At 58.5% G+C, this 12611-nt stretch carries 7 protein-coding genes; 4 read left to right on the top strand and 3 right to left on the bottom strand.

The window, feature by feature from the left end:
* Positions 1-28: 28 nt before the first annotated feature.
* From K227x_RS19415 to K227x_RS19405, 3 genes are all read right to left on the bottom strand, one after another.
* Complete coding sequence (locus K227x_RS19415; RefSeq protein ID WP_145172105.1) at positions 29-1819, bottom strand: hypothetical protein; 1791 nt, start codon at positions 1817-1819, stop codon at positions 29-31.
* A gap of 457 nt (positions 1820-2276) precedes the next feature.
* Positions 2277-4286 (bottom strand): DNA mismatch repair endonuclease MutL, encoded by a 2010-nt coding sequence (mutL, locus tag K227x_RS19410; protein ID WP_145172103.1) that lies wholly within the window; start codon positions 4284-4286, stop codon positions 2277-2279.
* A gap of 237 nt (positions 4287-4523) precedes the next feature.
* The gene (locus K227x_RS19405) at positions 4524-6032 is read right to left on the bottom strand and encodes a Do family serine endopeptidase (RefSeq protein ID WP_145172101.1); all 1509 of its coding nucleotides are present in this window, start codon (positions 6030-6032) and stop codon (positions 4524-4526) included.
* A gap of 163 nt (positions 6033-6195) precedes the next feature.
* Between K227x_RS19405 and glgC the strand changes: the two genes are divergently transcribed.
* The 4 genes from glgC to K227x_RS19385 all read left to right on the top strand — a co-directional run bounded on the left by glgC (position 6196) and on the right by K227x_RS19385 (position 12581).
* On the top strand, positions 6196-7476 hold the full coding sequence (gene glgC, locus K227x_RS19400; RefSeq protein WP_261343460.1) for a glucose-1-phosphate adenylyltransferase: 1281 nt from the start codon (positions 6196-6198) through the stop codon (positions 7474-7476).
* Positions 7477-7609: 133 nt separating this feature from the next.
* Entirely contained in the window at positions 7610-8587 is a 978-nt protein-coding gene (locus K227x_RS19395; RefSeq protein ID WP_246145934.1) for a GGDEF domain-containing protein, read from the top strand.
* A gap of 286 nt (positions 8588-8873) precedes the next feature.
* Positions 8874-10526, top strand: coding sequence for a peptide MFS transporter (locus K227x_RS19390; protein WP_145172095.1), 1653 nt, complete (start codon positions 8874-8876; stop codon positions 10524-10526).
* 726 nt (positions 10527-11252) lie between these two features.
* Positions 11253-12581: an IS1182 family transposase gene (locus K227x_RS19385; protein WP_145169287.1), complete on the top strand. Its 1329-nt coding sequence runs from the start codon at positions 11253-11255 to the stop codon at positions 12579-12581.
* The last annotated feature ends 30 nt before the right edge of the window (positions 12582-12611 follow it).

Genomic DNA, 12611 nt, shown 5'->3' with positions numbered 1-12611 from the left:
TTCGCCACCCAAGGGGTGACAGAAGGATTTAGCAGCCGCAGCCACAGTCGCTAGCGACTGATCCGCATCCGCCATTGCAGCCGTTGCCAGCTGATCCGCCACAACCGTTGCCTGCAGCAGCGCCACAGCCGTTGCTGACAGGAACTTGAACTTCTTCGGCGACCATCACGGTCTTCGAAACTTGAACTTCCTTTTGAACTTCAACCGGCACGCAAACGGTGTAGGTTTCGGTCTTGGTTTCCGGCACTTGGTCGATGACGGTGACGGTGTAAGGAACTTCTTCGGTGACCGTATCACACTCGGTGACGGTGTATTCACGGGTCTTTTCTTGAGGAACCATGACGGTGATTTCGCGAGTACGCGATTCGGTGGTCATGTTCGTTTGTGGCACCATGCGAGTGCGAGTTTCAGCGACCATCTTGCAAACCTGCTGAGTGCGGGTGCGTTGTTCGGTCGTGCAGCTGACACGGTTGACGGTGCGAGTGCGTTGTTCGGTACGAGTCTTGTTGACCAGGTACTCTTGCGTACGCTCTTCTTGACGGCACTTGCGAACTGCAACCTGACGGGTGCGAGTTTCGCTGCGAGTCTTGCAGACAGGCACGGTGCGAGTTCGTGTTTCGCTGCGGTACTTGGTCACGTTGTAGGTGTGAGGAACTTGAACGCGTTCGGTCTTGTACGTGGTGTACTCGACTTGTTCGGTGATCAAGTTAGGAACCCAAACTTGACGTTGAACGATCTTGGTGCAGGCGTTGGAAGCCGACGATCCGCAACCGCCATCGCAACCACAAGCAGGAGCTGCGTCGCAGCCACAAGCAGGGGCAGCTTCGCAGCCACATGCTGGTGCAGCATTGCAGCCACAGCTAGGTGCAGCTTCGCAGCCACATGCTGGTGCAGCGTTGCAGCCGCTGTGATCAGCACAGCCCTTGCCACAGCCACAGCCGTGGTGATGTGCGAACAATCCGCCTAGCAGACCGCGAACCAACCCGCGGCGGCTGCCGAAGGCTCGGTTGCCGGCCAAGGATGAAACAGGAACTTCAACGCTTTGGCATTGATAGCTGCCCATGTCGCGGGTCACGTTGCGGAAAGCTGTCACAGGAACGCGGCGACATTCTGTCTTGGTGCCGGTGACTGTTTCGGTGTAAGGAACGTTGACCGTGTAAGTCTGTTCGACTTGCTCGGTGTAGGGAACGTTGACCGTGTAGCTTTGTTCGATCGTTTCGGTGTAAGGAACGCTGACCATGTAGGTTCGCGTTGCTGTTTCGGTGTAAGGAACGCAGACCGAGTAAGCAACTTCGACCTGTGTCGTCACAGGAACTTGCACGGTGTAAGGAACTTCAACCGATTCCATTGTCGGAACGTTGACGGTGTATTCTTGGGCGACTTCCGTCGTCACAGGAACTTGAACCGAGTATTCTTCGGTCTTGGTCGTAGGGACCATTTCGGTGTAGGTCTGAGTCTTGGTGACTTGACGTGGAACCGACTTGGTGATGGTGCGAGTGCGAGTTTCTTCGCGTGGCACGCTCTTCATCACAGTGACTTCGCGTTCGCGAGTCTCTTGACGCATTTCCGTGACGGTGACCGTTTGGGTCTCTGTCACGGTTTGCGGAACCATGCGTGTTTGCGTGGTGTAGGTAGGGCCGCAAGCCGAACCATCCGAGCCATCGGCAACGGTTGCGCCGTCGACGACGGTGCCGCCGCATGACGAGCAGGGAGCGGCTTGGGAGGAGGCAGGAGCGTCGCCACAGCATTGTGCGAATGCTTGGCTGCCGCCGAACGTCGTCATTGCCAGGGCGGCAAGAGCGAAAGAAATCTTCTTCACAGGGGATCCTCGAATTCAATCGGAGAGAATGCCGCAGACGAGTGAATCGTGGACGGCTGTAGTTGGTGGACAAGGGAAGGCTAGTTGCGCCCTTCGTTCTCTCAACCTGCATCTCTGCGAAGTTAGCAAGTTCCTCTATAAACTGATTCGATTACATAAACGGTGTCAGTCAGGCCGAATAGTACGATTGTGCAGGGCCCCGTCCCCACCGCCGAAGAGGCGTGCCCCCGGATTTGCCCCGTTGCGCATGCGACAACCCATCACAGATCGCTGCTGGGCGACGTCGCTTCGCCCCAGACTCTGCGGTAGCCCGGCCTGGCCCAGCGCTCTGCAACGCGGCTCTGCAACGCGGCTCTGCGGCAGCCTGTGTACGGCAGTCGGGTGTACGGCAGTCGGGTGTACGGGAGCCAGGTGTACGGCAGCCAGTGTGCGGGAGCCTGTCTGCGGCAACGAAGTTCTAGCTTCGTCCGCGAGGCCCTAGCCGCCCGAACATGCGGTCCAATTCGTCGCGGCTGAAAAACAGAGCCGTGGGACGTCCGTGCGGGCAATGGTGCGTGTCGTGATACAGATCCTTCTGTTCCAACAAGCTGACGATCTCTTCCGGCGCCAGTGGGTCGCCCGCTTTCACGGCCGCTTTGCAGGCGATCGTCGACAACAGGTGGTTCAGCAAGTCTTTGGCGTCGGGCTGTTTCCCTGCCGAAATCAAGGCTTCCAACACCGTCCGCAACATGTCGGCTGGTGAACCGTTTCGCAGCATGGCCGGATACGACTGGATGACGATGGTCTCGCCGCCAAAGTCGTCGATCTCCAGCCCCACTTTGGCCAGCGTTTCTTTGGCGTCCAAGGCGGCGGTCCGTTCAGCCGGTGTTAGCGAAACCGGTTCCGGCACCAGCAAACGCTGTGCTTCTAGGGACTTGCCTTCCCCCAACACCTTGTTGCAGACCCGTTCATACAGCACGCGTTCGTGCAACGCGTGTTGGTCGATCACGACCATTCCGGTTTCGTCTTGGGTCACCAGGTATCGGTTGTGGACTTGAAAACCCAAATAGCAAACGCTGGGCGATTCCGGCAGTCCCGATTCCGATTCTTGCTTGCCGGCAATTTCCCATGGCGCTAGGTCCGATGCCGGTTGGCCGGACGGCGACGGCATGGCGGTAGGCATCGGTCCGTGCGCGATCTCGCCGCCGGCTTGGCCGGTGCTGGGCATCGACGCATGGTTTGGCAGGGAAGCGGTGCCATTGCTGAACGGTTGGAATGCGGGTGTGCCGGTCGCCGGCAAAGCATTGGTCGTGGTTGTTGGCGTCTGTGTGCCGGTGCGGGCCCAATCAATCACCGATTGTCGCTGCAGTTGTTCGGATTGTTCGGCGGATCCAGCCGGTGGTTGGATGGCCGACGCGATGGAAGACTGCGGCGCATCGTCCGACGGCGATCCCGGGCCGACACGCTGCGTCATGTCGGTCCGCAGGAACTGATGACGCAGCGTCTGCAACAATCGTGCATAGACTTTGCCGCCATCGGTGAAACGAACTTCTAGCTTGGTCGGGTGAACGTTGACGTCGATCAGTTCCGGTGGCATGTCCATCCGCAGAAAGCAGACGGGAAAGCGACCGACCATCAGCAAGCCGCGATAGGCTTCGCCCAAAGCGTGTTGCAGCGAACGGTCACGGATATGCCGCCCGTTCAGGAACAGGTACTGCATCCGGTTGTTTCCGCGGCTGACCGACGGATCACAGACATAGCCGCTGATTCGAACTTGGTCGTCGACGTCACGGATCGGGATCAAGACGCTGGCGATCTCGTCGCCAAAAAATGCGCCGATACGATCGGACCATCTTGTCGACGTCGGCAGGTCGTAGACCACCTTGTCGTTGTTGATCAAAACAAAGTGGACTTGGGGATTGGCCAGTGCCAATCGCGTGAAGGCTTCGACGATGTGCCCTCGTTCGGTGGTGGCTGTTTTTAAAAAACGGTGACGCACCGGCGTGTTGAAAAACAGATTCTTGATTTCAATCACCGTGCCGACTGGGCAACCACAGGGGGCCGGCGGTTCGATCACTCCACCACGGACCTGCACTTCGCTGCCGCTATCGTCCCCGACGGTTCGGCTGCGGATTGTCATGTGCGAAACGCTGCCGATCGAAGCCAAGGCTTCCCCGCGAAACCCCAGTGTCCGAACACTGAACAGCGAATCGTCGTCGGGCAGTTTGCTGGTGGCGTGGGACGCGATCGCAAGCGGCAACTGTTCCGGCGTCATCCCGCAGCCATCGTCCGAAATCCGGATCAACTCCGTTCCCCCGCCAGCGATCGTGACTTCGATCCGATGGGAACCTGCATCGATGCTGTTTTCGACCAGTTCTTTGACCACCGAAGCGGGCCGTTCGATGACCTCCCCCGCAGCGATCTGGTTGACCAGGTTCGGGGGCAGTTGGCGGATCGTCGGCAGCGGGCGTTGGGTCGAAGTGCTCATCCAGTCGAATGTACCGGACTGGAATCGGCCGACAACCGCAAATGCCGCTGGCGACGCCCCGGGGACTGGTCGCGATGCGGGAACGTGCCGCGATTGCCGGTGGCAGCAAAGATGGGGAGATTGCCGGTGGCAAAAGCCATCCGGCGATTTTTGCTGCACTCGCACCGCGATCGCCGCAGACGGGGGCGTCTGTGGTGGGACACCCCCGGACACCGGCGAGCCTGCTGGCCAGCGAATCTAGCGCAGGACCAGCATCACCCGTTGGTTTCCACGGCGAACGATCAGCCGCAGCGGTTGACCGGACTTCTGGGATTGGCCGAAGGCTTTCTCCAGTTGATCCGGGCTGGTCAGTTGGGTGCCGGAGGCGGATTCGATCACGTCACCGACTTGCAGATCAGCGTCCGCTGCGATCCCTTCGTCTTGGACACTGCTGACGATCAGTCCGCTGCGGAGTCCCGGGTAACCGTATTGCTGGGCCGATTCGGGGGTCACCGGAATCAGATCGGCACCAAATCGTTCCGCGAAACCGCTGAACATCGCCATCGTTTCCTCGGTCCGTTCCCCTAGGGTGACTGCCAGGTTCAGGATCTTGCCGCCGCGATTGACCTCCATCTTGACCAGAGTGCCCGGTGCTCGGCTGGCGACGTAGTTGCGAAGCTGGGTGCCACCGGTGCATTTGCGGCCGTCCAGTTTGGTGACCACGTCCCCCGGTTGTAGGCCGGACTTGGCAGCCGGTTGATTCTCCAGCACGCTGCCGATGAATCCGCCAATGCGAACGTCCAGGGCGTAGTTGTCGACCGCTTCGGGAGTGACGTCGACGACGGCCGCACCGAGGAACCCGCGCCGGACCTGGCCTGTTTCGACGATCTGTTCCAAGACCGGACGGGCCAACGAGACAGGGATGGCGAAGCCGATCCCTGCACTGGCACCGCTGCGTGACAGGATGGCCGTGTTGATGCCGACCAATTCACCACGCAGGTTCACCAGCGGTCCGCCCGAATTGCCGGGGTTGATGGCCGCGTCGGTCTGCAGAAAGTCCTCGAACCCGTTTCCGTCGGCAATGATCCGTTGGACTCGGTTTTTGCCGCTGATGATCCCGGCGGTCACCGTTTGGTCCAGTCCGAACGGGCTGCCGATTGCCAGCACCCAATCGCCGACTTGGATTTCGTCGCTGCTCCCGAATATCGCTGGACGCAGGCCCACCAGTTCGACCTTCACGACCGCCAAATCGGTTTGCGGATCGGTGCCGACGACCGTGCCCTTTTCGATTCGTCCATCGGAAAATTCGACCGTCAATTCGTCGGCGCCCTCGATGACGTGGTTGTTGGTCAGAATATAGCCATCGGGGCGGACGATCACGCCGCTGCCCATTCCGCTGGCTTCGCGTTCCTGGATCTGTGGTTGTCCGCCGCCGAAGAGTTCTTCGAATCCAGGTGGCACGCCTTGGGGGACGCGGCCGCCGCGGGTGCGGACCATTTGAACTTGCTTGGTGCTGATGCTGACAACGCTCGGTTTCAACGCCTCGGCGACGTTTCGAAAGGCGCTGGACAAATTGTCGGCGGTGGTCAGGTTTTGTTTCTGGACAGCTCGGCCAGCGTCCGCCGCTGAACGCGGGGTAGTCACTGTACCTTGCCCAATCGCTTCATTTTGCAAATTATGCGGTAGCGACATCACCACGCCGGTGACCAGAGATCCGACCAGCATGGCGGCCAGTGCAAAGGTTGTACTTTTCCACAAGTTCTGCATCGAAGGTTTCTCCTACTCGGACAAGCAATTGAGTCATCGGCAACGGCACCCGCTGCCATCGCGACAGCACCGTCACCTGCATTGTAGCGCTAGCAAACGATAGACCAATTCTTTTCTTCGCTATCGCACCGTTGTCACGCGATGTGGTAACTTATTTGATGGCATTGAGTACGCACGGAGCAAGGATTGGATGCGAGAAACATTAACGGTGATTTTGGCAGGTGGACGTGGCTCTCGGTTAGAGCCGTTGACACGCGATCGAGCGAAGCCGGCAGTCCCTTTCGGTGGACTCTATCGCATCGTTGACTTCGTCCTCAGCAATTGTCTCAACAGCGGGATGCGAAAGATCCTGTTGTTGACCCAGTACAAGGCTCAGTCGCTAGACCGGCACATCAACCTGGCCTGGCGCAACTATTTTTGCCGCGAACTGGGCGAGTTCATCGACGTCGTGCCACCGCAACAGCGGTTTGCGGACAATTGGTATCAGGGCACTGCCGACGCGGTGTACCAGAACATCTACGCGATTGAACGCGAAAAGCCGCGCGATGTCGTCATCTTAGGTGGCGACCATATCTACAAGATGAACTATCAGCCGATGATCGAGTTTCATCGCAAGATGGATGCGGACATCACGATCGGAACATTGCGAGTCAGTCGGGAAGAGGCCAAGCAGTTTGGTGTCATCCAAGCGGACGTCGACCACCGTGTCGTCGGGTTCCAAGAGAAACCAGAGAATCCGATTTCGACCCCCGAAGACCCCGATGCCTACATGGCATCGATGGGGATCTATGTGTTCAACGCCCGGTTCCTGTACGAGCAACTTTGCGATGACGCGACGTTCGAAGACAGTGACCATGACTTTGGCAAGAACATCATTCCCGATGCGATCAACAAGTACAAAGTCTTCTCGTTCCCGTTCATGGACGAAAATCGCAAGGGCGATGCTTATTGGCGTGACGTCGGTACGATCGAAGCGTATTTCGAAGCCACGATGGATTTGATCGACGTCGATCCGCAATTGAATCTGTACGACAATCAGTGGCCGATCCGGGCTCATCAACCGATGTTGCCACCGCCGAAGTTCGTTTTCGGTAGCGAGGGTGGTCCGACGACCCGCCGCGGCGAAGCTCTGGATTCAATCGTCTGTCAGGGTGCAATCGTTTCCGGTGGCAGTGTCGCTCGCAGCGTGTTGGGGCCGAACGTCCGAATCAATTCTTACGCGACGGTCGAAGATTGCATCCTGTTTGACGAGGTCGAGGTGGGCCGCCGTTGTCGGCTTCGCCGCGTGATCGTCGATAAGGGGGTGCGGATCCCGCCGGAGACCGAAATTGGTTACGATCCCGATGCGGACCGGGCGCGCGGATTTACCGTGACCGAAAGTGGGTTGGTGGTGATTGCCCGTGGTGAAGAATTGTCGTTCTCGCCTGACCAGATCATCGCCTGATCCGTTTTGCCGTTCCAGTTCCCGATCAGAGGCACGCCGCGACCAAGCGTTGGCGTGCCAGTCGATCTGGGCTGACAGTGCGTTTCGCACGCTTCATTCTTCCCCCGTACCGGTTCACCGCCATTGACCGCTGGTGAATCGATCGTTCGATCATTTCCGGTTCTGCAACATGCCGATCGCCACGACTGTCACGCCGTTAATCGCTGGAGTCGTTTTGGCGATGTTCGTGTTGCTGGTGGGGGGATTGATCGGATTCCGAATCGGCCAGCGAAAGTACGCGCGGCTTAGCGAGAATCAGCTTAGCGAGGGGGATCGCGAGCGATTGGTCCAATTGTTAGCCGAGCTTGGGTCCTGGACCAACGAGTACTCCGGCAACGTCAGCGATTATCAGGACCAGTTGGGGCGGCTAAGCGACGCGGTCGAAAAGGGCGGGAATTCGTCGTCCACGGACCTGCGTGTGATGACTCTGCTGCAACAGATCATGCAGACCAACGGCGATCTTCAGACCAGGCTGGATGAAGCCGAGAAACAGTTGGAAAAACAGACTCGCCAAATCGCGTCGTACCTGACCGAAGCTCGTACCGATGGATTGACGGGGTTGTTCAACCGGCGGGCTCTGGATACCCGGATGGAAGAAGTCTTCACCGCGTATCGTTCCGGCGGCCGGACTTTCGTGATCGCCTTGATTGACATCGATAAGTTCAAATTGATCAACGACAACTACGGGCACCAAGCGGGTGACCAGGTGCTGAAGCAGTTGGCGTCCGTCCTGCGTACACAGTTGGACGGTTCGTTGATGGTCGCGCGATTCGGTGGCGAGGAGTTTGCGGCGATCATGGACGGCCCGTTGCGTGTTGCCGCGGCCACCATGAACGAGCTTCGAAAGCACGTCGCAGACCATCCCATGCAAGCGGGCACAAAACAGATCAAAGTGACGATCAGCGTGGGGCTAAGCGAGCCCCGTGAAGATGTGATTGTCGCGCCGGTGCTGCGGCGCGCGGACGAGGCATTGTACGCGGCTAAAAATATCGGGCGAAATCGAGTCTACTATCATGATGGCCGCGACGCCATTTTGGTCGGGGCACCTGAGACCGCCCGATCAGACGAGTAGACGAGTAGACGATCAGACGAGTAGACGATCAGACGAGTAGACGACTAGAAATTGCCCGACTCGGCTGCGCTGCCGTGCTACTGAACATTCGAATCTGTGCCAATGGAATCTGGTTGGCGATGGTATCGCTGTGACGATCCACCTTTGTATCGTGCGAGAAAAAAGTGTCCGCCCCCTTCTGCTGGGAACCGGCCCATCGGTTACTTAGCACCAATGGGGAACGTGCACTAATTTTCCGCTCAGTCCTTAGTCTCGCCCCTTTTGTCTCGACACGAGTACCGACAGCATGACAGATCGACAAGACGATGTTCCCGCCGAATTGGACTCCGCCGCCGGTGAGGGCGCGTTTGCACCGGGCGGTGAGATCATGGGGCATCCCACCGGTCTGTTCTTCTTGTTCTTTGCCGAGTTGTGGGAACGGTTCAGTTTTTACGGGATGCGGGCGCTGCTGACGTTGTACCTGGCGACCGAGTTGTTCAAGGATGTGGCGGACGGAAAGACGATCGCCTACGAGATCTATGCGGCGTATGGATCGCTGGTCTATTTCACGCCTGCCTTGGGCGGCATGATTGCTGACCGTGTGATCGGTCACAAAAATTCGATCATGTTGGGCGCTCTGTTGATGACCATCGGTCACTTCACGATGGCGTTCGAAAGCGAATCGATCTTCTATCTGTCGTTGGGCCTGCTGATTATCGGCAACGGGTTCTTCAAGCCAAATATCTCGTCGTTGGTCGGCGGGCTCTACCGCGAAGGTGACACGCGTCGCGATGGCGGGTTCACGATCTTTTATCTGGGCATCAATCTGGGGGCCTTCATGGCACCACTGGCCTGTGGGTACCTCGGTGAAAACTACGGTTGGCACTACGGGTTCAGTGCGGCCGGGATTGGGATGTTCATCGGGTTGCTTGTGTTTTGGTATGGGCGGGTCAAAGGGATCTATGGCGAACAGGGGGAACAGCCGCTTGCCTACGCCAGCAAAAATTTGGGTGGAATCAATGTTCGCTACCTGGTCTACGCCTTGTCGTTCCTAAGCGTGCCGCTGTTTGCGATGTTGGTCAGCAAGAGTGAGTTGACGGTGTTTGGCAGCACCGGGTTGTTGCAGTTCCTGTTGATTTCGCTGCTGATTTTGGTGCTGGTCTATCTGACGTACGTTTGCGTCGTCAGCGACAAAATCACTCGCGATCGATTGATCGTGGTCGTCGTTTTGACGTTCTTCGTGACCGTGTTTTGGGCGTTCTTTGAACAGGCCGGTAGTTCGCTGACACTGTTCGCCGAAGAACAGGTTCGATTGGTAGGGCTGAACGCTTCGCAGACCAATGCGATCAACCCTTTCTATATCGTCGCCCTCGCGATTCCCTTTTCCATGATGTGGAACAAGCTGGAATCCAAAAAGATGAATCCCAACACGATGATCAAGTTCGGGTTGGGGATTGGCCAGCTTGGGGTAGGGTTCCTGGTGTTCGCGTTGAGCGCCCGCTTCATGGACGACGAGGGCAAAGTCGGCATGATCTTTTTGTTGGTGGGCTACCTGTTGATCACGTCGGGCGAATTGTTCCTATCGCCGATTGGGCTTTCCAAGGTGACGGAGTTGTCGCCTGCCAAGTTGGTCGCGTTCATGATGGGCGTCTGGTTCCTATCGTCCTCCTTCGCTCACTATATCGCCGGCTTGATTGCCAAATTGACGACCGGCGGCGGACATGGGGAGGGGGAAGCTAGCGAAGCGGTGGCCGAAGTCGTCGCAGAGCCAAGCGTGATGGCCAGCCTAGCTCGATGGATCACCGGGGCGAGTGCGGATGAGGCTGCCACCGCCAGCGCCGCCAACCTGTTGAACTACACCAGCGTGTTCGCTCAGATTGCGATCATCTCGTTTGTCGTCGCCGCGATCGCATTGCTGATTTCACCGATCATCAAACGAATGATGCACGGGATCCGCTAGGGACGTCGGTTCAATCAGCAGCGTGGAAACGTAAGTCTTCACGCCCTGATCGGACCTGACGGTTGGTAGCATGAAGCGATCCGCAACGTCGCGTCGCATCGTCGAGCCTGCCGTAGGTGCGGCTGAGCCGCGCGGATAATCGACGACGAGTGTACGCGTTGGATCGCCCGCACCGCATGGGCAACGCCCAGCGCGCTTGGTTCGCCCGCACCGCTTGGGCAACGCCCAGCGCGTTTGGATCGTTTAACCGCTTGGGCAACGCCCAGCGCGCCTGTGCGGCTGCAACGCGCGGCCCGCTGGGCACGCGGTTAAACGATGGTGGGCGTGCGCGTTGGATCGCCCGCACCGCTTGGGCAACGCCCAGCGCGTTTCGTTCGTTTAACCGCTTGGGCAACGCCCAGCGCGCCGGTGCGGCTGAGACGCGCGGCCCGCTGGGCACGCGGTTAAACAACGGTGGGCGTGCGCGTTGGATCACGCGCACCGCTTGGGCAACGCCCAGCGCGCCTGTGCGGCTGCAACGCGCGGCCCGCTGGGCACGCGGTTAAACGACGGTGGGCGTGCGCGTTGGATCGCCCGCACCGCTCGGGCAACGCCCAGCGCGTTTCGTTCGTTTAACCGCTTGGGCAACGCCCAGCGCGCCGGTGCGGCTGCAACGCGCGGCCCGCTGAGGCTGTGAATAATTGAGTTTTGGCTTGTTGGATTTCTGCATGGGGCTAAATTATTTGCATGAAAATTCCAACCGATGCTCAGCAGCGTGGTTCCGCTCGCACCCACCGCCCCGAACGCAGCCAAGTTGAGATGCGGTTCTATTCGCTTGACCAGATGGTGGCCCGCGAGCACCGCGTTCGTTTGGTATGGCAGTACTGCGAATCGCTCGACCTCGGACCGCTTTACGAGAAGATTAAATCGAAAGTAGATGGTCGTGGTCGCACCCCGATCGATCCGCGAATCCTCTTCGCCCTGTGGTTCTACGCAACGCTCGAAGGGATCAGTAGCGCCCGCCGTTTGAGCGATTTGACCACCCGCGACTTCCACTACCTGTGGATCTGCGGCGATGTCACGGTTAATCATCACACCCTGAGCGACTTTCGCAGCGGCAACGCCGAGTATCTCGAGAAGTTGCTTAGCGACTCGATCGCCGTGCTGCTGAGCGAAAAACTGATCACGTTGGATACCATCGGGCAGGATGGCATGCGGGTGCGTGCCTCGGCCGGCAGCAGTTCGTTTCGGTCCGAATCGACGCTCCAACAGATGCAAGAGGTTGCCGAAGACTATGTAAAGGAACTCGCCGAGCGATCCGACGAGGAAGCTGCCGCGGCAACTCGGGCCGAACAGGCCGCCCGCAAGCGTGCTGCCGACGAACGACTCGAGCGTATCAAGGCGGCTCAAGAGAACCTCAAAGAACTTGAGCGACGTCGTAAAGAGAAACGATCACGCAAAAGCAAGTCGACCCCACGAGCCTCCACAACGGACCCCGAAGCGGCGCGGATGAAGATGGGAGACGGCGGTTTTCGCCCCGCCTATAACGTCCAATTCGCCAGCGACGGCGACTCTCGAATTGTCGTCGGCGTGAGCGTTGACAATCAGGGCAGCGATCAAGGTGAGATGCTTCCGATGTACGAGTCGATCTGCCGCACCTATGGGGTGACGCCGGCACACTACTTGGTCGACGGCGGGTTCACCAAAGCGAGCGATATCGAAGCGATGGACGCTGCGGGGACGGAGGTTTACGGTCCACTGAAGGACATCAAAAGACAAGTCGCTAACGGCAAGGATCCCCATGCGAGCAAGCCGGGCGATAGCGACGCGATGGCGAGGTATCGAAAGAGGATGGGGACACCCGAGGCGCAGGAGATGTTGAGACGACGTCCATCGATAGCTGAATTTCCCAACGCGGAATGTCGTAATCGCGGTCTTCATCAGTTCCGGGTTCGTGGCCAGAAGAAAGCAATGGCCCAAACGCTTTGGCACGTGCTGGTGAACAACTTCAATCGATTGAACAACCTAGGATTTTTACAAACACTGATGAGGCAATCCTGTACTGCGACGCCTTGAGGTTGGCCTCCGGTCTCCAATCGTTGGACG

Origin of the sequence: Rubripirellula lacrimiformis, from assembly GCF_007741535.1 — a bacterium.
In the GTDB taxonomy this organism is placed as follows: Bacteria; Planctomycetota; Planctomycetia; order Pirellulales; family Pirellulaceae; genus Rubripirellula; species Rubripirellula lacrimiformis.
This window is presented reverse-complemented; position numbering and strand designations above follow the sequence as displayed.